A 19,289-nucleotide genomic window follows, 5' to 3' on the forward strand; every position below is an offset into this window, starting at 1 on the left:
GGGTGCCTAGGCCTCAGGGACGCTTGTGATCTCAAGTGAGGGTCGCCCGGATCGCCCGCGCCAGATGCGCCGAGGCGATCACCCCGTCGATCAACGGAACGTGGGTTCTCTCGAAGAGATCGGCGCGCAGATGCGACATGCCTGCGCATCCCATCGCAACAGCGCGCGCGCCTTCCTGCCTGGCTGCGGCGATCTCCTCGGAGAGGCGCGCACGGACCGGCTCGGATCCCTCTTCGACGGCCAGCACCGGCACGCCACTTGCGCGCACGGCGATGCACGCGCCCGCAAGCCCGTACTGCGCGATGTTCTCCTCGAGGACGGGCACGGATACCGGCAGCGTGGTCACCACCGAGAACGCCCCGAACGCCAGCGCGCCGATCACATAGGCGGCCTGACCGATCCCGATCACCGGGCAATGGGCGGCGGCGCGCAACTCCTCGAGCCCGGTATCGTCGAAACAGGCGATGACGATCAGATCGGCGCCAATCCCCTTCGCCTCCGGCAGCAGTTTCTTCAGCCCGATCACGGCATGCGCGCCATCCTCGGGCCCCTCGATGGCGGGTGGCCCTTCCGCATTCGTCCAGCCGACGATCTCTGCGTCAGGTAGTGCTGCCCGCGCGATGCCCAGGATCTGATCGGTCATCGACGCCGTCGAATTCGGGTTGATGTAGAGAATGCGCATCTGGGATCAAACGCCTTTTCCGGCATCCGAGCCAAGCCGGGCGCGCCGCCGCGCCATGATCCAGGCGGCGATCAGGAACGCCCCGATGATCAGCAGCGAAAACGCCGTGGTCAGCGTGCCGAGGGCATAGACCACGGGCGTCGTCACATTCGTCGTCATCCCGAAGATCTCGAGCGGCAGCGTGTTGTAGCTGCCCGCCGTCAGAAGCGTGCGCGCGAATTCGTCATAGCTCAGCGTGAAGCCAAACAGCGCCACACCGATTAGCGACGGCGCGATGATCGGCAGCACCACGAAGCGGATCGTCTGCCATGCGCTCGCGCCCTGATCGCGCGCGGCCTCCTCGAAGCTTTTGTCGAAACGGTTGAAGACGGCGAACATGATCAGCAGACCGAAGGGCAGCGTCCAGGTCAGCTGCGAGCCGAAGCCCGAGGTCGCCCAATGCACCTTCAATCCGAGCTGGTTGAAAATCAGCCCCACGCCCAGCGAGATCAGGATCGAGGGGATCACCAGCGAGGCGATCGTCAGGTAGAACAGAATGCCGGAGCCCGGGAATTTCTTGCGAAAGGCAAGGCCCGCCATGACCGAGACGACGACCGTCGTTACCATGACCAACAACCCGAGCACGAAAGACCGCCGGAACGCGCCCCAGATATCGCCCACCGCTTGCTGCTGGAACAGCTCGTGGAACCAGTTGAGCGAGACGCCCCGCATCGGGAAGGTCAGCCCGCCCTCGGGGCCCTGAAAGCTCAGGATGCCGATGGTGATCGTCGGCCCGTAAAGGAACAGCACGAAAAGCGCGAAGATGACGGTCAGGACATAGAAGCTGCGCGGACGTTTCTCCATGGCTCAGAGCTCCTTGCGGATGTTGACGAAGCGCAGCAGGATCCCGATCACGATCAGCACGGTACACAGCAGCACCACCGCCGTGGCGGCCGCGGAGGGGTATTGCAGCAGCGCGATATCGTTGGAGATCAGCCGCCCCACATTGGCCCGCTGCGACCCGGACATGAACCGCACGGTAATGAAATCGCCCATCACCAGCGTCAGCACGAAGATCGTGCCGATCATGATGCCGGGTTTGGTCAGCGGGATGATCACATGAACCAGCGTCTGGAAGCCGCTCGCACCGTTGTCGCGCGCCGCCTCGATCAGATTGCGGTCGATCCGCATCATCGTGTTGAAGATCGGCACGACCATGAACAGCGTGTAGAGATGTACGAAAGCGAGGATCACCGAGAAATCGGAATAGAGCAGCCATTCCAGCGGCTGGTCGATCACGCCCCATGAAATCAGCGTCTGGTTGGCAATCCCGTTGCGCCCGAGGAACGGGATCCACGAGATCATGCGGATGATGTTCGAGGTCCAGAACGGAATCGTGCACAGCAAAAACAGCGCGATCTGCATCGTCTGGCTGCGAATGTGAAAGGCGAGGTAATAGGCGACCGTGAAGCCGATCGCGAGCGTCATCGCCCATGTCAGGAAGGCGTATTTGAAGGTCGCGGCGAAGACCTTGTAGGTCACCGGCGAGCCGAAGAGGAACTCGTAATTCTCAAAGCTGAAGGCGGGGATGATCGAAAACTCGGTCGCCTGCCAGAAGCTGACGATCACGATAGTAATGATCGGCGCGACCAGAAAGCCCAGCAACACCACCGTCAGCGGCGCCGCCTGTAACCATCCCGTCACCGTCTCGCGGGTCACTTTCATCGCGATCCTGCCCTTCGACTTGGCTCAAATATCCTCGGGGGGTGTGGGGGGCGGACAGCCCCCCACCTTCGGTCATCACGAGGCGATGAACTCGTTCCACTTGCGAACCATGTACTGGTTCTCGTCCATCACGGCGTTCCAGCATGCGACATGGCCCATGCGGTCGTAGAAGGAGCCGCCGTCGCGGGTCTCGCCGGCTTCGGCCAGCTTGTCGCCGGTCGGGCTGGTGATGACATCCGTCGCGGGCTTACCTTCGAACCAGTAGCCCCACTCGTTGTCGGACATGAAGTCCTTCGAGGTTTCCGGCACGGCCGAGTAATAACCCTGACGCATCAGGTAGCCGCCGACCCAGCCCGAGAGATACCAGTTGATGTACTCATAGGCCGCATCGAGCTCCATGCCCGAGAGCGACTTGGACAGGCCGAGACCGCCACCCCAGCTGCGATAGCCCTCTTTCAGCGGCTGGTAGACACAGTCGATGCCGCGCGATTTCACCGCGGTGATTGCGGGCGACCACATCGACTGGATCACCACTTCGCCCGAGGCCATCAGGTTCACGCTTTCGTCGAAGGTCTTCCAGAAGGCGCGGAACTGGCCGTTCTTCTTCGCCTCGGTGAAGATCGCCATGGTCTTGTCGATCTCTTCGCGGGTCATGTTGCCCTTGTCGCCATACTGGATCTCGCCCATCGCCTCGCAGACCATGGCCATGTCCATGATGCCGATCGAGGAGATGTCGAGGATCGAGGCCTTGCCCTTGAACTCGGGGTTCAGGAGTTCCGTCCAGCTCTCAATGGGACGACCGATCAGGTCGGGGCGGATGCCCAGCGTGTCGGCGTTGTAGATGGTCGGGATCAGCGTCATCCAGCCGGTTTCCTGATCGGCAAAGGTGGTGCCGCCGGGGCCCTCGACGAAGCCGACGGTCGAGGGCGCGGTGCCTTGGGCGATCTCGCTCTCGGGCGTCAGCTTGCCGGATTTGAAGATGCCGACGATCTTGTCGTAATTCTTGATCTTCGAGGTATCCATCGCCTGCAGGTTGCCGGTCGGCCAGACCTTCTTGCAGATCCAGTATTCGATATCGGCGATGTCGAAGCTGTCGGGCTGGGTTGCCGCGCGCTGGGTCACCGCGTCGGAGTCGAGCGCGGTCATCTCGAGCGAGAAGCCAAGGTCTTCCTTCACCTTGTTGGCCACGTCATTGAGGTTCGACACGCCCGTGCCGAACTGGCGCAGCGTGATGTTCTTGATTTCCTGCGCCCAGATCATCGGCGCGGGCAGGGCGGAGGCGCCAAGCGCGGCGGCCCCGGTTTTCAGAATCGAGCGGCGGGTATAACCGGTTTTCGACATTGTCACGTATCCCTCTGTTGGAGTGTCGATTTCAGGCACGGAGGCGGTGCAGCCGCCCCTCATCCCAAGCAAGACGCACTTGCTCGCCCGGGTTTATGTCGTTGGAATAGAAGGCCTCGTCGCTCATCAGCGCGATGATCGGTTCCTGGCCTTCGGCCTGGGCCGTCACCGCGACGCGGTCGCCCTGATATTCGATCGCACTGACCGTCGCGGGCATCCCCTCGGCGCCAAGGCGCACCGCATCCGAGCGGATCGCATGGAGCTTTCCGTCGAGCGTGACCACGTTGTGGCCGCCCATGAAGCGCGCCACGAATTCGGTCCGGGGCGTGTTGAAGACCTCGCGCGCGGGTCCGGCCTGTTCGATGACAGCATTGTTCATAACCACGACCTCGTCGGCGAGCGCGAGCGCCTCGTCCTGCCCGTGGGTGACATGAAGGAAGGTGATGCCGAGCTCGCGCTGCAGCCGCTTGAGCTCGGCACGCATCCGCACCCGCAGGAAGGGGTCGAGTGCGGAAAGGGGTTCGTCGAGAAGCAGCACTTCCGGTTCGGTGACCAGCGCGCGCGCCAGCGCGACGCGTTGCTGCTGCCCGCCGGAGAGCTGCGTGGGAAGACGCTCGGAGAGATGCGCCATATCGACGAGTTCGAGAAGCTCCATCGCCTTGGCATGGCGCGCGGTCTTGTCGACGCCTTTCATCCGCAGCGAGAACGCGACATTGTCCTTGACCGAAAGGTGCGGGAAGAGCGCGTAGTTCTGAAACATCATCGCCGTGCCGCGCTTGGCCGGGGGCAGGGCGGAGATATCCACGCCGTTCAGACGGATCGCGCCTTCACTCACGCTTTCATGGCCCGCGATCATCCGCAGGGTCGAGCTCTTGCCGCAGCCCGAGGGGCCGAGCAGGCAGACATAGCTGCCCGGCGCGAAGACATGGTTGATCGCGTCCACCGCGACCGTGTCGCCGTAGCGCTTCGTCAGATTCACTAACTCGAGATCATGTGCCGTTCGCATCGCATCGCTTCCCTTCGATCTGGGTTCAGCCTTCGGTGCGAACCGGACAGCTCGCCATCATTTTCCGAACTCACGGTGCCGTGAATCCGACCTTGCCTCGAATTTGAGCAGAAAAATTTTCTGCATGCGCAAAATTACGACACAACATTGTATACAATTCGAATCGAAGCGATCCAGCTTGTCCTCCGCAGATCGCCCGGGGCATCGTGTGAGCGAAAGGAACTCAAGATGAACGATCCGCTCCCCGCCGCCCCGATGCCCGATACGATCGCCAATGATCTGGCGCTCGCGATTCACGAGCATCGCCTGATGCCGGGCACCAAGCTGTCGGAAGAGGAGCTGGGGGAGATCTATGGCGTTTCGCGGACCATCATCCGCGCCGCGCTGCAGCGGCTGGCCCATGACCGGCTGGTCGAGCTGAAACGCAACCGCGGGGCCTATGTCGCGCAGCCCACGGTGCGCGAGGCGCGCGAGGTGTTCGAGGCGCGCGCTCTGCTCGAGCCGCGCACCGCGCGCTCGGCCGCCGAGCGGATCACTGAGGACGACCTCGCGGCCCTCCAACGTCATATCGACGAAGAACACGCGGCGATTGATGAGGGCGAGGCGGGCCGGGCACTCTTTCTCTCGGGGCAGTTCCATCTCGAGATCGCACGGATTGCCGATCAGGCCACGATCACCGAATTCATCACCCAGCTGGTCGCGCGGTCTTCGTTGATCATCGCGCTCTATTGGCACCGGCGCGGGGCCCTGTGCGAAAGCCATGCGCACCATGCCTTGATGCGCGCCTTCGCGGAACGCGATGCCGATTTGGCGGAGGAGCTGATGAAAAATCACCTTCTCGACCTCCTCAGCTCTCTCGACTTGCGAAACCGCACCTCCGCTCCTGCCAGCCTGCGCGAGGCCTTGGGGGCATGATCTTGCGCAATGCCGATCTCTCAGAGCTGGAAACGGTTCTCGACTGGGCCGCCGCCGAGGGCTGGAATCCCGGCCTCGCAGATGCCGAGGCATTCTACGCAACCGATCCCCAAGGGTTCTTCGTCGCGGAGGCGGATGGCGCGCCGGTGGCTGCGATCTCTGTGGTCAATCATGATGCGAAGAATGCGTTTCTGGGGCTCTACATCTGCAAGCCCGAAGTCCGGGGGCAGGGCATCGGGTTCGCCCTGTGGCAACATGCGCTGCGCCATGCGGGAGATCGCAGCGTCGGCCTCGATGGCGTGGCCGCGCAGCAGGACAATTACGCGCGTTCCGGGTTCCGACGTCAGGGCGCGAGCTTGCGGCTCACGGGGGTGCTGTCATCCGAAGACGACACGGGCATCGTGCTGGCCGAGCATGCCGACCTCGAGCAGCTCATTGCGCTCGATGCGCAGGCCGGTGGCGTGCAGCGCGACGCTTTTCTGAGCCGCTGGCTCGCGCCCAGCCCATCCCGTCAGACCGTCCGGCTCAGCGATGGCACAGGCTTCGCGACCGTCAGGCAATGTCGTGAGGGGCTCAAGATCGGGCCCGTCATTGCCGAGCGGAGTGACGATGCGATGCGGCTGGCGCGCGCCGCGGCAAACCGCTTTCCGACTGCGCCCGTCTCGATCGATCTGCCCGAGAGCAACGCGGCACTCAGGGCCCGTCTGTCGGAGTGCGGCTTCACCCCGGTTTTCGAGACGGCGCGCATGTATCGCGGCACCGCTCCGAAGACGACGGCGTCCTTGCAGGCCATCGCAACGATGGAGCTTGGTTGAGCGCGCATCGACGTAGCTCAGACGCGGGGCGTTTGGCCGCCTGTTCTGTCATAGATGCGCGCGGTTCACTGAACATAGCGCGCCGCGGAACGCGACCCGCTACGCTGCAGATTGTGCCGAAAGGGGCCGATGCAACCCGACCGAGCGCCGCGATGACGTTTCAATTGTTCGTGTATCCGAAGCGACCGGCATGCTTGCGAGGCGCAGCGCATCCGACGTCCCGCCATCCGCGACTTCGCGAAGGCGGGCCAAGAAACATTGAGATTTCGCACCGTGTCCGCTGCGTTTCCAAGCGCGCCCTGATGAATTTTCCGAGGGCTCCCTGCGTCGCGATCAACACATGCCAGCGCGTTTAACCGATGCTTAACTCAAGTGTCGTTGAAGCAAGGGGAGAAGCACAGTATCGCTGAGGCTATCCAGACAAAAAGAAGACCGGACCTCCGCGAAGCAGGCATTTTTCCGCGAAAGGGATCTTGATGACGATGGGACGTATTCTGGCGGCGACGGCTTTGACCTCGCTTGCCGTCACACAGGTGCATGCACAGGATCTCACTCAACGGATCGCGCTCGCGGGTCGCACGACGGTCTCCTACGGACTCGCGCAGGCTCCCGCCGCCGCGCCCGGTTCGCCTGATACCACTTCGGGAAATACTGCGGACACTGCCGCGGCCAGCACGACATCGGTGACCGGCTCCAACAGCATGCTCTTGCTCCTTGGCCTTGGTGTGGTGGGGCTGGCCGCCGCTGCGGGGGGAGGAGGAGGCGGGTCCTCGAGCTCATCCGGCTCCTCGAGCAACACCCAGCCGCCACCCTCGGGCAACGCGCCGTATACCGGCACTGGCGGCAGCGTCAGCAGTTTTGAGACTGACGAGTATTATGCAAGCGGCGGCCTTGCGCAGACCGAGGCGGCCTATCGCTATGCCGAGGGGGCCTATGGGCTTGGAACGCTCGTGTCGATCTACGATTCCGGCGCGGATGTGACCCATCCCGATCTCGCTGACAACATCGATGGCGCGCTCTCCTACAGCTATTTCGACAACACCTCTGACGTCACCGACACCGACGGGCACGGCACGCATGTGGCCGGGATCGTTGCCGGTGTGCAGAACGGGCAGGGGATCGAGGGGATCGCCTGGGGGTCCAAGCTGATGATCCTGCAAGGCGTCGGAGGCTCGGTGCCTGCGGGCAGCTACGCCGATGCGGTCACGCGCTCGGTCAATGCCGGTGCGGTCTCGATGAACAACAGCTGGGCCTATGTCGACGGCAATAACAAGACACTCACGATCGACCAGTTTTCGAGCGCCGACCAGATCCGCCAACAGCTTGGGTCGGCCACCATCGACTCGCTCGACGCGGCGGCAAAGGCGGGCATGGTCAGCGTGTTCGCCGCGGGCAATGACGGTGGAGCCAATCCGAGCCTGATGGCGGGCCTGCCGGAGTATTTCCCGGAAATGGAAGGCTCGATACTTGGCGTAGTGGCCGTGGACAGCAACCACCAGATCGCCAGTTTTTCCAACCGCTGTGGCGAGGCGATGAATTACTGCCTCGCCGCGCCGGGCGTGGATATCCTCTCGACCTACCCGAGCGATCTTGGGAGCGATTACGCCTATATGAGCGGGACCTCGATGGCGACGCCCTATGTCACCGGCGCGGTCGCGGTGCTCAAGAGCGAATTCCCCGAGCTCACCGGTCAGCAGATCGTGCAGATCCTCGAAAACAGCGCAACCGATCTCGGTGCGGTGGGGATCGACCCGATCTATGGTTGGGGCGAGCTCAATCTCCGGCAGGCTCAGGCACCGGCCGGAACGCTGAAAGTCGAGACGACAAGTTCGCTCGACGGCCCGTCCGTGCCGGCAACCCAGAGCACGATCAGCGCAACCCGCGGCGTCGCAGGCGCGCTGCGCGCGACACTCTCCAGTCAGCGGATGATCGTCACGGATGCCTATGATCGCGGCTATCACGTGGCGGCGAGCAGCTTCGTGGCCGACTATGCCGATGCCCGCGCCGCGCAAGCCTCCACCGAGACTTTCGCGATGGGGGCGACCGCTCCGGTCAATTTCAGCGCAGGCACCGGCACCCTGTCTCTGTCGCATGGCGACAGCTCCGCGATTGCCGGAACGAAATGGGTCGACAGTGCCGCGATGGCCGCGCCTTATTTGAAATCTTTCGACACCGCCTCCGCGCTTCACTACGAAATCGGTCTCGGCGATGGCGTATCGGCCTCGATTTCGCAGGCAGGCGGCGGCGCGGGCGATGTTAGCTCGCAATATATCGCCGGTTCGCTCAATGCCCGGTTCGGCGCCAGCACGCTTTCGATGACCGTCGGCAACCTGCACGAAGACGGCGGTTTCCTGGGCACCTCGGTGGGGGGCGCGTTCGGCGGCGGGCTTTCGAGCAATACCCATTTCGTACAGCTGGGGATGAATGTCTCTCTCGGCGACGGGACGACTCTCGAGCTTACCGCAGCGAATGGCAACTCCAGCTTCTCCGGGAACGGTTTGCTTCAATCGGGTAGCGGGTTGCGGTCGAATGCCTATGCCATTGGCCTGAGCAAGTCCGGGTTTCTGACCGGGGACGACCGCCTCTCTGTCGGGGTTTCGACGCCGATCGCGCTCGCCTCGGGAAAATTGACGATGAGCGTTCCGACCGCTGTCGGCGCAGCCGTCGGAAATACGCGGTCCGAAAAGGTCGTGATGACGACAGCCTCGGTGAATATTGAAAGCGCGGCCCCCCAGCCCGACCTGCAGATCGGCTATTCGCGCAAGGCCGGGATCGGGCGCCTCGGTGCCGGGCTCGTCTACGAGCCGGGGCAGAGTTCGGCGATGGGGGTTTCGCTGGGATGGACGGCGCGTTTCTGATCCGGCTCGGGCGGTCCTGAACGACTTGCCGTCGTGATATCCACGTGTCTCAGGACTTCGCTTCCTGACGCGAGCGCGACACACGCCGTCTTCGATAGTCTCAGCGCGCCTGCAAATCCTCAATGCTGCGGCTGCACCTGTCTCAGGCGCGAGACAGATGATGCATTCCACCAGCGCAGAGCGGCTATGCGCAGAGCGCGCGGTTGGGCAGTCTGATCTCTATGGCGCGCAGCCCTGTCGGCTGCGTTCAATCTGGGAGGAAGACCAATGGCCAACGATATGGCACCTGAATTCAAGGGCGTTTCGGTTTCGCCGTTCCGCGACCGTTATGACAACTTCATCGGCGGCAAGTTCGTGCCCCCGAAAAACGGCAAATATTTCGACAACATCACGCCGATCACCGGCGGCAAGGTCTGTGAAGTCGCGCATTCGTCGGCGGAGGATATCGAAACCGCGCTCGACGCAGCCCATGCCGCGAAAGACGCCTGGGGCAAGACTTCGGCTGCCGAGCGCTCGAACGTCCTTCTCAAGATCGCCGACCGGATCGAGGAAAATCTCGACCTGATCGCTGCGGCCGAAACCTGGGACAACGGCAAGCCGATCCGCGAGACCACGGCGGCCGACATTCCGCTCGCCGTCGACCATTTCCGCTATTTCGCGGGCGTTCTGCGCAGCCAGGAAGGCACGATGTCGGAGATCGACAACGACACCGTCGCCTATCACTTCCACGAGCCGCTGGGCGTCGTGGGTCAGATCATCCCGTGGAACTTCTCGGTGCTGATGGCGGCATGGAAACTGGCGCCGGCTCTGGCGGCGGGCAACTGCGTGGTGCTGAAACCGGCCGAGCAGACCCCGGCGGCGATCCTCGTCGTGATGGAAGTCATCGCCGACCTGCTGCCCGATGGTGTCCTGAACATCGTCAACGGCTATGGCGCGGAAGTCGGCGCGGCGCTCGCGAGCTCCTCGCGTATCGCCAAGATCGCCTTCACCGGCTCCACAGCGACGGGCCGCAAGATCATGCAGGCCGCGACCGAGAACCTGATCCCGGTCACGCTGGAACTGGGGGGCAAATCGCCCAACATCTTCTTCTCGGACGTGATGGCCGAAGATGATGCCTTCCTCGACAAGGCGGTCGAAGGCTTCGTGCTGTTCGCCTTCAACCAGGGCGAGGTCTGCACCTGCCCGAGCCGTGCGCTCATTCAGGAAGACATCTACGAGAAGTTCATGGAGCGCTGCATCGCCCGCGTCGAAGCCATCAAGCAGGGCGATCCCCGCGCGATGGAGACGATGGTCGGCGCGCAGGCCAGCCAGGAGCAGCATGACAAGATCATGTCCTATCTGAGCATCGGTCGCGAAGAGGGGGCCGAGGTGCTCACCGGCGGTGACGCCGCGCGCTTCAACGGCGATTTGGCGAACGGCTTCTACATCCAGCCGACGATCCTGAAGGGCCACAACAAGATGCGGGTCTTCCAGGAGGAAATCTTCGGCCCGGTGGTGTCGGTCACGACCTTCAAGGACGAGGCCGAGGCGCTCGAGATCGCCAATGACACGATGTACGGCCTTGGCGCCGGTGTCTGGACCCGTGACGGCTCGCGTGCCTATCGCTTCGGGCGCGGTATCGAGGCCGGGCGCGTCTGGGTCAACAACTACCACGCCTATCCGGCCCATGCGGCCTTTGGCGGGTATAAGCAGTCGGGCATCGGTCGCGAGACCCACAAGATGATGCTCGATCACTACCAGCAGACCAAGAACATGCTGGTCAGCTACAACCCGAACAAGCTCGGGTTCTTCTGATAGGGTTTACCTCCCCAAACCCCGGGCAGCGTCTGCAAAGGCGCGGCCCTTTTTCGTGTCGCGGGGGCGGATGGATCGGGCAGGCGGCCTGTCGCGGCGCGGGTCAGCTCGCGCGGCGGAAGGCGTTAGGCGTGCTGCCGGTTCCGGCCTGGAAGGCGCGGGAGAAATAGCCCGGGCTGCGATAGCCCAGAAGCTGTGCGATATCCTTGATCGGGACGGGCGTGTCGCGCAGCAGGCGACGCGCTTCATACAGACGACGCTCCTGCATCAGTTCCAGCGCGGATTTCCCGCAGGCATCGCGGCAGGCGCGCGACAGATGCGTGGGTGTGACGCCCAACTCGCGCGCGATATCCGCGACTGGCGTTCCCGCGCGATACTCGCGCTCGACCAGAACGGCGTAGCGCGTGACCAGACGGCGCGCAGCACTCGGGCGGATCGCCTCGTTCGCGTTGCTCGCGATCTGTCGCTCGAGCCAGACGCTCAAGAGGCCCAGATGGCTGCGCAGCGCGCGGTCGGCAGCAGGGCGCGTGCTTTCGCTTTCGCGCTGGATCGCCTCCAAGATCGAGCCGATCTCGCCCTGCGCGATCGCTTCGCGGATGCGCAGGTGATGGGCGGCAGGCGGCAGAGTGATGTCGGTGTCGCGGCCGAAGAACAGGGCCTGACCGTGGGTCTGGTTGGAAATCTCGAAGCCGTGCATCACGCCCGGTGGAATGAAGATCGCGTTATTGGGGCCGTAGCCGCGGGTCACGCCGCCCAGCGTGATCCGGCCTTGGCCGCGCGAGAACCACAGCAGGCAGGGTTCGGAATGGGCGCGCATCGCCTCGACCCGCCAGCGCCCGCCCTTGGCGAGATGGGCGATCTGCACCAGCCGCGGCTCACTCGGGGGGCTCGGCAGGTCGGTCGCGGTCTGCGCCGGGCCGGGCGAGCCGCTTGCACCGGGCTTCACGGTTTTGGCCTGCGAGAGCTGGGAGAGGGGCGGTGTCGAAAAGAGCTTCACGATGCTTTGATCCTACGCGATTTCGGCGGGAGGATAGCCCGCAACTCTCGCGTGAACCAAGGAATTTTCCACAGAAGCCCCGGCGCCCAGTTGCCGCAGGGTCACAGTCTACGTGATCTTGTGCCACGCCTTCATGCGGCCACGAAACCAGGTGCGTTGCCGCTTGGCATATTGGCGACTTGCCGCCTGTGCGCGCTCTCGCGCCTCGCTCAGATCGAGCTCGCCATGCAGATGCGCGATCAGTTCCGGCGCCCCGATCGCCTTCGCCCAGAGCGCGTTCGGATCCCAGATCGGCTCCACCGCGCGGACCTCGTCGAGCGCGCCCTGTTCGAGCATCAGATCGAAGCGGCGGTCGATGCGCTCGGCCAGCCAGTCGCGATCCGGATCGAGGTGAAGCGGCGCCACGGTGTCGAGCGGCAGAAGCGGCGGCGGGGTGCGGGCCTGCCACGCGGCGAGCCCCTCACCGGTGGCGCGCAGCACCTCCCACGCGCGCTGCACCCGCATCGGGTTCTGCGCGTCGATCTTCGCGCGGGTCGCATCGTCGAGCTCGTCCAGCATCCCGGCATGGCCTTCCGAGAGCCGCCGCTGATCGGCCTCGGCGCGGATTTCCGGTGGCGTTTCAGGGATTTCCGCCAGGCCTTGCGTCAGCGCGGTGAAATAGAGCCCGGTGCCGCCCACGATGATCGGGCGCGGCCCGCCTGCGCGGAAGGCCTCCAGATACGGGGTGACGTCGCGCAGCCAGTGGCCGACCGAATAGTCCGCGCCGGGATCGAGATGACCGTAGAGCAGATGCGGCGCGCGGGCCTCTTCCTCGGGCGACGGGCGCGCGCTCAGTAGCCGCCAGCAGGACCAGACCTGCAGCGCGTCGGCATTGATCACCACGCCGCCCTCGGCCTCAGCGATCGACAGCGCCAGCGCCGATTTCCCGCTCGCCGTCGCTCCCGCGATCAGCACGGGCGTTCGCGGCGATATTTCGGGCAGGGCAGTCGGCATTGGTGGCTCTTGCAGGCTTTCTGGCGGGCTCGGGGCTCTACGCTTTCGCAAGAGGTTGAACCCCGGCTCTATTTGGATCATTTTGCGCGCCAATGACAACAGCCCATCGGAGGATCAGATGAGCACCGAGACGCATCCCGCGGCCAAATACAATCGCGTGCTACTGAAGATCTCGGGTGAGGCGCTGATGGGCGATCAGGGCTACGGCCTGCATCCGCCGACCGTCTCGCGTATAGCGCATGAAGTGAAATCGGTGCGCGATCTGGGCGTCGAGATCTGCATGGTGATCGGCGGCGGCAACATCTTCCGCGGCCTTGCGGGCTCGGCTCAGGGGATGGAGCGCACGACGGCCGACTACATGGGGATGCTCGCGACGGTGATGAACGCACTGGCGATGCAATCCGCGCTGGAAGGCCTCGGCGTCTTCACCCGCGTGATCTCCGCGATTCCGATGGATCAGGTCTGCGAGCCCTATATCCGCCGCCGCGCCGTGCGCCACCTCGAGAAGAAGCGGGTCTGCATCTTCGCCGCCGGCACCGGCAATCCCTATTTCACGACCGACACCGCCGCCACGCTGCGCGCCAACGAGATGTCCTGCGAGGCGATCTTCAAGGGCACCAAGGTCGATGGGGTCTATGACAAGGACCCGGTGAAATTCGACGACGCCAAGCGGTATGACACCGTCAGCTATGACGAGGTCCTGCAGAAGAACCTCGGCGTGATGGATGCTTCGGCGATCGCGCTCGCACGCGACAACAATAAGCCGATCATCGTGTTCTCGCTTGACGAGCCGGGTGGCTTCCGCGGCATTCTGGCAGGCGAAGGCACCTACACCAAAGTGCAGGGCTGAGCGCCGCGCGACGGTCACAAATGCTAGTTTTCGCCTGCGAGCTGCGCTAAAGCTCGGCCCGAGGCTCAACAAGAACGGGGAAATACCCAATGTCCGACGATATCGAGATCGACACCGATGACCTTGCCCGCCGCATGGATGGCGCAATGAGCTCGCTCAAGCATGAATTCGCGTCGCTGCGCACGGGCCGCGCCTCGGCCTCGATGGTGGAGCCGGTTCAGGTCGAAGCCTATGGCCAGATGACCCCGATCAACCAGGTCGGCACCGTGAACGTGCCCGAGCCGCGGATGGTCACGATCAACGTCTGGGACAAGTCGATGGTCGGCAAGGTCGAGAAAGCGATCCGCGAATCCGGTCTGGGCATCAACCCGCAGACCAATGGCACGATCATCATGCTGCCGATCCCGGAGCTGAACGAGGAACGCCGCCGCGAGCTGACCAAGGTCGCCGCCCAATATGCCGAGCACGCCCGCGTCGCGATCCGCAACGTGCGCCGCGACGGCATGGACCAGATCAAGAAGGCCAAGGCCGATGGCATGTCCGAAGACGACGTGAAGATCTGGGAGAGCGAGGTTCAGGACATGACCGACGCGCATATCGCCAAGGTCGACAAGGCGCTCGAAGACAAGCAAGCCGAGATCATGCAGGTCTGAGGCTTTTGCCTCAGCCCCCCTGCGTCTTGAGCGAAAAGGATCACATTGCCGATGGCCCCTAGCATTCCCGATATCGCCCAGACCCCGCAGGGGCATGAGGGGGGCGCCCCGGCGCCGCTGCATGTCGCGATCATCATGGATGGCAACGGGCGGTGGGCCACCCAGCGGGGCTGGCCGCGTCTGGCCGGTCACCGCAAAGGGGCCGAGCAGATCAAGAAGGTCGTGCAGGCCGCGCCCGATCTGGGCATCCGCTACATGACGATCTACGCCTTCTCGACGGAGAACTGGAAGCGCTCGACGCAGGAAGTTCTCGGGTTGATGAAGATGTTCCGGCTGATGATCAAACGCGAGGCGGCGGAGCTGTCGCGTCAGGGCGTCGAGCTGCGCTTTATCGGCGACCGCACGCCGCTCGACCCGCTGCTGCGCGAGACGATGGACGCGATCGAGACGCGCACCAAGGGCAACTCCAAGCTGACGCTGGCGGTTGCGATCAATTACGGCGGGCGCGACGAGCTGAAACGCGCAGCCCAGTCGATTGCGCGCGACGTCGCCGAGGGCAAGATCACGGCCGACGAGGTGGACGAAGCGATGATCTCGTCGCGGCTCGACAGCGCGGGCATGCCCGATCCCGATCTGGTGATCCGCAGCTCGGGCGAGACGCGGACCTCGAATTTCCTGCCGTGGCAGGCGGCCTATTCGGAATATGAATTCACGCCGACGCTCTGGCCCGATTTCACGCCGGACGAGCTGTCCGATATTCTCGATCGGTTTGCCGGGCGCGAGCGGCGCTTCGGCGGGGTTGCCTCGTGACGGAGACGCCGCGGTCCGGCAAATGGGGCGATCTCGTCCCGCGGCTCGCCTCCGGGCTTGCGATGGTCGCGATCGGCCTCGCCGCGATCTGGTGGGGCGGTCCGGTCTTCGCGGCGCTCTCGGTGCTCGTGACGGGTCTGATGATCTGGGAACTCACCGCGATGCTGCGCCCCGAACGCCCCGGCAAGGCGGTCGGCCTGGGATTGGTCGCGGCGGCGACACTGACCTTCGTTTTCGCGATCCATGAGCCTTATGGCCTGCTTTACCTGCTGATCGTGCCGATCATGGCGGCGGTGATCTGCACCGGGCGGCGCTGGCTTGGCGCGGGCTATGCGCTGGCGATCATGCTGACGGGCTATGGGCTCGTGGCGCTGCGCGAAGGGGCAGGGCTCGGCGCGATCACATGGATCGTCGCGGTGGTCGTTGTCTCTGATATCATGGGATATTTCGTGGGCCGCACGGTGGGCGGGCCGAAATTCTGGCCCAAGGTCAGCCCGAAGAAGACATGGTCGGGCACGGTCGGCGGTTGGGTCGGTGCGGCGCTCGTGGGCTTTCTCTTCGCCCAGATGGGCGGCGGGCTCGCGATGATCTGGATTTCGCCGCTTCTGGCCTTCGCAGGCCAGCTGGGCGACATCGCCGAAAGCGCGATCAAGCGCGCGACCGGCGTGAAGGACAGCTCCTCGCTGATCCCGGGCCATGGCGGTGTGCTGGACCGCTTCGACGCGCTGACCGGCGCGGTCGTGTTCCTGATGCTGATTTCGCAGGTGATGACCCTGCCGCTGACGGAAGGCTGAACGATGCGGAAGGTTTCGGTCTTCGGGGCGACCGGCTCGATCGGCGAAAGCTGCTTTGATCTGCTGATGGCACAGGGCGGGGCGGAGGCCTACGACGTGGTCGCGCTGAGCGCAGGCCGCAATGTCGCGCGACTGGCCGAGCAGGCCGTGGCGCTGGAGGCCGATCTGGCCGTGACGGCCTTCGACGAGTGTCTGCCCGCGCTGCGCGATGCGCTGGCCGGGACCGGGATCGAAGTCGCTGCCGGGTCGCAGGCGCTGATCGAGGCGGCCTACCGTCCGGCCGATTGGGTTCTGTCGGGGATCGTCGGCGCGGCGGGGCTCGCACCGGGCTTCGCGGCGCTCTCGCAAGGCGCGACGCTGGCGCTGGCCAACAAGGAATCGCTGGTGACCGCGGGCCCCTTGCTGATGGCCGAGGCGCGCGCGCATGGCGCGACGATCCTGCCGGTCGACAGCGAGCATTCGGCTATCTTCCAAGGGCTCGTCGGCGAGGATATCGCCGCGGTCGAGCGGGTGATCATCACCGCCTCGGGCGGCGCGTTCCGCGACTGGCCGATGGAGAAACTCGCCCATGCCACCGTGGCCGAAGCCTCGGCACATCCGAACTGGGACATGGGTCAGCGGATCACGATCGACTCGGCGTCTATGTTCAACAAAGCTCTGGAAGTCATTGAGGCGAAAGAGTTCTTCGGCTTCGCGCCGGAGCAGATCGAAGTCCTCGTCCATCCGCAGAGCATCGTCCATTCGCTGGTCGGGTTCCACGATGGCGGGCTGATGGCGCATATGGGCGTGCCCGACATGCGCCATGCGATCGGCTATGCGCTCAACTGGCCCGCGCGAAAACCTCTGCCGGTCGAGAAGCTCGACTTGGCGAAGATCGGACAGCTCGATTTCCGCACCCCGGATCTGGAGCGGTTCCCCGCGCTGCGGCTGGCGCACGAGGTGATGGAAACGGGCGGTCTGGCGGGCACCGTGTTCAACGCCGCCAAGGAAGTCGCGCTCGATCTGTTCATCGCGGGCCGGATCGGATTTCTCGACATGGCCACGCTGGTCGAGAGAGTTCTGGGCGAGATGTCGCGGGACCAGGGTCTTGGAATCGCCGCAAAAGACCTCGATATGGTTCTGAGCTGCGACGCCGAAGCGCGGGCGCGCGCGATGGCGATTTGTGAACACGGAAGGATCTGAGTTTTGGACCTGCTGCCCCAATTCGGCAATCTGCTCTATACGGTTGTGGCCTTCGTCGTCGCGCTCTCGATCATCGTCGCGGTGCATGAATACGGCCATTACATCATCGGGCGGATTTCCGGGATCAAGGCGGAGGTCTTCTCGCTCGGCTTCGGGCCGAAGCTGATCAGCCGCGTCGACAAGCATGGCACGCGCTGGCAGATCGCCGCCGTGCCGCTTGGCGGCTACGTCAAGTTTCTGGGCGATGCGAATGCGGCCTCTGCCGGGGTCGATTCCGAGGAAATGGCCCATCTGAGCCCCGAGGAACGCCGCCACACGATGCATGGCGCGCCGCTTTGGGCACGCGCGGCCACCGTGGCGGCCGGGCCGGTCTTCAACTTCATCCTGTCGATCTGCGTGATCGCGGGGCTGAGCCTCTGGACGGGGCAGGCCACCGAGACGCCCGCGATCCAGACTGTCGTGGCGCTGCCCGGCGGGTCGGGCGATCTGCAGAAGGGCGATGTGATCGACGCGGTGGCGGGCAAACCCACGCCGGATTATCAGGCGCTCTCTGATGTGGTCGATCAACTGCCCGCAGGGCCGACGCTCGATTACACCGTGACCCGCGACGGAAGCAAAACCGACGCGACGGGGCCGCAGCTCTTCCCGGCGCGGTTTGCCGGGGTTCAGCCGGGCTCTGCCGCCTATGATGCCGGGCTGCGCGCGGGCGATGTGATCACCGCGATCGACGGCAAGCCGGTCTATCGCTTCGTCGATCTGCAGGACGCGGTGAAGGCGGGCGAGGGCAAGGCGGTCTCGCTCGATATCTGGCGGCCTGCGGGCGATGGCGGCGAGACCTTCTCCGTGACGTTGGCGCCGCGCCGGACCGATCTGCCGGTGGGCGACGGGCAGTTCGAGACGCGGTTCCTGATCGGGGCGACGGGCTCGTTCATGTTCGAGCCGGTGACGCAATCGGTCGGTCCGGTCGATGCGCTGGTGGGCGGTGCAAGACAGACATGGGGCATCATCACGCAATCGGTCTCGGGCATTCAGGCGATGATCGCGCAGCGGATTTCCAGCTGTAACCTGACCGGCGCGCTGCGCATTGCCGAGACCTCGGCGGCGGCGGCGAAATCGGGTGTGCTCGATTTCATCTGGTTCATTGCGGTTCTGTCGACGGCGGTGGGCTTCCTGAACCTCTTCCCGATTCCGGTGCTCGATGGCGGGCATCTGATGTTCCACCTTTACGAGGCGATCACGGGCAAGCCGCCCTCCGATCAGCTGATGAACGTCTTCATGTCGATCGGGCTGGCGCTGGTACTGACGCTGATGGTCTTCGGGCTCTGGAACGATCTGACCTGCTGAGCGGGCCCGTGACGGCGGTGGCGGCCCAGATTTCGCCACAATTGCCTCGCAATGCGGTCACGAAGACAGGGTAGGGAACTCTTAGCGCAAATCGCGCGAAGGAGACCGCTCATGTCCGAGATCATCGCGCATCACTATCGCGAACTTCGCCCGTTGGTGGAAATCGTCGGGGACCGGCTGCTGTTCATCGCGGCGGTTCTGGTCGCGCTGTTCGGCGCGGCGCTGATCGGTATTCAATTGATCGACATTCTCGGCGGCGACGCTTCCAGCTTCCAGCGCATCTGAGCCGGACCGAAAAGGGCACGAAACGCCCGCAAAATCCCTTCATCTTCGATCCCGGGGCTGCCTTCGCGGCCCTTTCTTTCGTGGCAAGATGATCGCGCTCCACAAAATCTCGGGTCTGAGCCCCCATCCCAGCTTTGACATCGCTTACGCCCTTCGGTACGACCCTTATCAAAGGGAAAAAGTGAACTTCCGGCGGGAGAGGGCGATGTCTATGAGCGTGCAAACTATGCTGAGACTCTGTGCGACGCGAAAGGCACTGCGGGCCA

18 protein-coding genes are annotated in these 19,289 nt (G+C 64.2%); 11 read left to right on the plus strand and 7 right to left on the minus strand.

All coding sequences use genetic code 11. From position 1 onward, the window contains the following. Positions 1-31 precede the first annotated feature (31 nt). The 5 genes from BMI89_RS11525 to BMI89_RS11545 all read right to left on the minus strand — a co-directional run bounded on the left by BMI89_RS11525 (position 32) and on the right by BMI89_RS11545 (position 4,733). Positions 32-682 (minus strand): aspartate/glutamate racemase family protein, encoded by a 651-nt coding sequence (locus BMI89_RS11525; protein WP_078571018.1) that lies wholly within the window; start codon positions 680-682, stop codon positions 32-34. A 6-nt stretch (positions 683-688) separates the two neighbouring features. Beyond that, positions 689-1,525: an ABC transporter permease gene (locus BMI89_RS11530; protein WP_078571019.1), complete on the minus strand. Its 837-nt coding sequence runs from the start codon at positions 1,523-1,525 to the stop codon at positions 689-691. Between the two features lie 3 nt (positions 1,526-1,528). Continuing rightward, entirely contained in the window at positions 1,529-2,386 is an 858-nt protein-coding gene (locus BMI89_RS11535; RefSeq protein WP_078540809.1) for an ABC transporter permease, read from the minus strand. A 75-nt stretch (positions 2,387-2,461) separates the two neighbouring features. Next, positions 2,462-3,727 (minus strand): extracellular solute-binding protein, encoded by a 1,266-nt coding sequence (locus BMI89_RS11540; protein WP_078571020.1) that lies wholly within the window; start codon positions 3,725-3,727, stop codon positions 2,462-2,464. Between the two features lie 31 nt (positions 3,728-3,758). Continuing rightward, the gene (locus BMI89_RS11545) at positions 3,759-4,733 is read right to left on the minus strand and encodes an ABC transporter ATP-binding protein (protein ID WP_078571021.1); all 975 of its coding nucleotides are present in this window, start codon (positions 4,731-4,733) and stop codon (positions 3,759-3,761) included. Between the two features lie 228 nt (positions 4,734-4,961). Between BMI89_RS11545 and BMI89_RS11550 the strand changes: the two genes are divergently transcribed. From BMI89_RS11550 to adh, 4 genes are all read left to right on the plus strand, one after another. Further along, on the plus strand, positions 4,962-5,648 hold the full coding sequence (locus tag BMI89_RS11550; protein ID WP_078540812.1) for a GntR family transcriptional regulator: 687 nt from the start codon (positions 4,962-4,964) through the stop codon (positions 5,646-5,648). After that, on the plus strand, positions 5,645-6,463 hold the full coding sequence (locus BMI89_RS11555) for a GNAT family N-acetyltransferase (protein WP_078571022.1): 819 nt from the start codon (positions 5,645-5,647) through the stop codon (positions 6,461-6,463). The genes BMI89_RS11550 and BMI89_RS11555 overlap by 4 nt, the downstream gene beginning before the upstream one ends. A gap of 482 nt (positions 6,464-6,945) precedes the next feature. Next, positions 6,946-9,321 (plus strand): S8 family peptidase, encoded by a 2,376-nt coding sequence (locus BMI89_RS11560; protein ID WP_168176801.1) that lies wholly within the window; start codon positions 6,946-6,948, stop codon positions 9,319-9,321. Positions 9,322-9,588: 267 nt separating this feature from the next. Further along, positions 9,589-11,115 (plus strand): aldehyde dehydrogenase, encoded by a 1,527-nt coding sequence (gene adh, locus BMI89_RS11565; protein WP_078571024.1) that lies wholly within the window; start codon positions 9,589-9,591, stop codon positions 11,113-11,115. 103 nt (positions 11,116-11,218) lie between these two features. Here adh and BMI89_RS11570 read toward each other — a convergent pair whose 3' ends face one another. Beyond that, a complete protein-coding gene (locus BMI89_RS11570) occupies positions 11,219-12,112 on the minus strand; it encodes a helix-turn-helix domain-containing protein (RefSeq protein ID WP_078571025.1) in 894 nt (297 codons plus the stop codon). Positions 12,113-12,220: 108 nt separating this feature from the next. Further along, on the minus strand, positions 12,221-13,105 hold the full coding sequence (gene miaA / locus BMI89_RS11575) for a tRNA (adenosine(37)-N6)-dimethylallyltransferase MiaA (protein WP_078571026.1): 885 nt from the start codon (positions 13,103-13,105) through the stop codon (positions 12,221-12,223). Positions 13,106-13,223: 118 nt separating this feature from the next. Between miaA and pyrH the strand changes: the two genes are divergently transcribed. The 7 genes from pyrH (at position 13,224) to BMI89_RS20860 (ending at position 19,023) form a co-directional block, all read left to right on the plus strand. Beyond that, entirely contained in the window at positions 13,224-13,955 is a 732-nt protein-coding gene (pyrH, locus tag BMI89_RS11580; RefSeq protein ID WP_078550242.1) for a UMP kinase, read from the plus strand. Positions 13,956-14,044: 89 nt separating this feature from the next. After that, positions 14,045-14,608: a ribosome recycling factor gene (gene frr, locus BMI89_RS11585; protein WP_078550245.1), complete on the plus strand. Its 564-nt coding sequence runs from the start codon at positions 14,045-14,047 to the stop codon at positions 14,606-14,608. A 51-nt stretch (positions 14,609-14,659) separates the two neighbouring features. Continuing rightward, on the plus strand, positions 14,660-15,418 hold the full coding sequence (gene uppS, locus BMI89_RS11590) for a polyprenyl diphosphate synthase (RefSeq protein WP_093477136.1): 759 nt from the start codon (positions 14,660-14,662) through the stop codon (positions 15,416-15,418). After that, positions 15,415-16,212, plus strand: coding sequence for a phosphatidate cytidylyltransferase (locus tag BMI89_RS11595; RefSeq protein WP_281478280.1), 798 nt, complete (start codon positions 15,415-15,417; stop codon positions 16,210-16,212). Before uppS ends, BMI89_RS11595 begins: the two co-directional genes overlap by 4 nt. A gap of 3 nt (positions 16,213-16,215) precedes the next feature. Further along, positions 16,216-17,394 carry a 1-deoxy-D-xylulose-5-phosphate reductoisomerase gene (gene dxr / locus BMI89_RS11600; RefSeq protein WP_246832022.1) on the plus strand — a complete coding sequence of 393 codons (1,179 nt, stop codon included), beginning with the start codon at positions 16,216-16,218 and terminating at the stop codon, positions 17,392-17,394. A 3-nt stretch (positions 17,395-17,397) separates the two neighbouring features. Next, positions 17,398-18,738 carry an RIP metalloprotease RseP gene (gene rseP / locus BMI89_RS11605; protein ID WP_246832023.1) on the plus strand — a complete coding sequence of 447 codons (1,341 nt, stop codon included), beginning with the start codon at positions 17,398-17,400 and terminating at the stop codon, positions 18,736-18,738. Positions 18,739-18,849: 111 nt separating this feature from the next. Continuing rightward, on the plus strand, positions 18,850-19,023 hold the full coding sequence (locus BMI89_RS20860) for a hypothetical protein (protein ID WP_166741394.1): 174 nt from the start codon (positions 18,850-18,852) through the stop codon (positions 19,021-19,023). The last annotated feature ends 266 nt before the right edge of the window (positions 19,024-19,289 follow it).

This window comes from Thioclava sp. F36-7, from assembly GCF_002020075.1.
Classification (GTDB): Bacteria; Pseudomonadota; Alphaproteobacteria; order Rhodobacterales; family Rhodobacteraceae; genus Thioclava; species Thioclava sediminum.

Bases quoted from the DNA above. Each gene is read 5' to 3' on its own strand.
- BMI89_RS11525 (WP_078571018.1), bottom strand. From the start codon at position 682: ATGCGCATTCTCTACATCAACCCGAATTCGACGGCGTCGATGACCGAT.
- BMI89_RS11530 (WP_078571019.1), bottom strand. From the start codon at position 1,525: ATGGAGAAACGTCCGCGCAGCTTCTATGTCCTGACCGTCATCTTCGCG.
- BMI89_RS11535 (WP_078540809.1), bottom strand. From the start codon at position 2,386: ATGAAAGTGACCCGCGAGACGGTGACGGGATGGTTACAGGCGGCGCCG.
- BMI89_RS11540 (WP_078571020.1), bottom strand. From the start codon at position 3,727: ATGTCGAAAACCGGTTATACCCGCCGCTCGATTCTGAAAACCGGGGCC.
- BMI89_RS11545 (WP_078571021.1), bottom strand. From the start codon at position 4,733: ATGCGAACGGCACATGATCTCGAGTTAGTGAATCTGACGAAGCGCTAC.
- BMI89_RS11550 (WP_078540812.1), top strand. From the start codon at position 4,962: ATGAACGATCCGCTCCCCGCCGCCCCGATGCCCGATACGATCGCCAAT.
- BMI89_RS11555 (WP_078571022.1), top strand. From the start codon at position 5,645: ATGATCTTGCGCAATGCCGATCTCTCAGAGCTGGAAACGGTTCTCGAC.
- BMI89_RS11560 (WP_168176801.1), top strand. From the start codon at position 6,946: ATGGGACGTATTCTGGCGGCGACGGCTTTGACCTCGCTTGCCGTCACA.
- adh (WP_078571024.1), top strand. From the start codon at position 9,589: ATGGCCAACGATATGGCACCTGAATTCAAGGGCGTTTCGGTTTCGCCG.
- miaA (WP_078571026.1), bottom strand. From the start codon at position 13,105: ATGCCGACTGCCCTGCCCGAAATATCGCCGCGAACGCCCGTGCTGATC.
- pyrH (WP_078550242.1), top strand. From the start codon at position 13,224: ATGAGCACCGAGACGCATCCCGCGGCCAAATACAATCGCGTGCTACTG.
- frr (WP_078550245.1), top strand. From the start codon at position 14,045: ATGTCCGACGATATCGAGATCGACACCGATGACCTTGCCCGCCGCATG.
- uppS (WP_093477136.1), top strand. From the start codon at position 14,660: ATGGCCCCTAGCATTCCCGATATCGCCCAGACCCCGCAGGGGCATGAG.
- dxr (WP_246832022.1), top strand. From the start codon at position 16,216: ATGCGGAAGGTTTCGGTCTTCGGGGCGACCGGCTCGATCGGCGAAAGC.
- BMI89_RS20860 (WP_166741394.1), top strand. From the start codon at position 18,850: ATGTCCGAGATCATCGCGCATCACTATCGCGAACTTCGCCCGTTGGTG.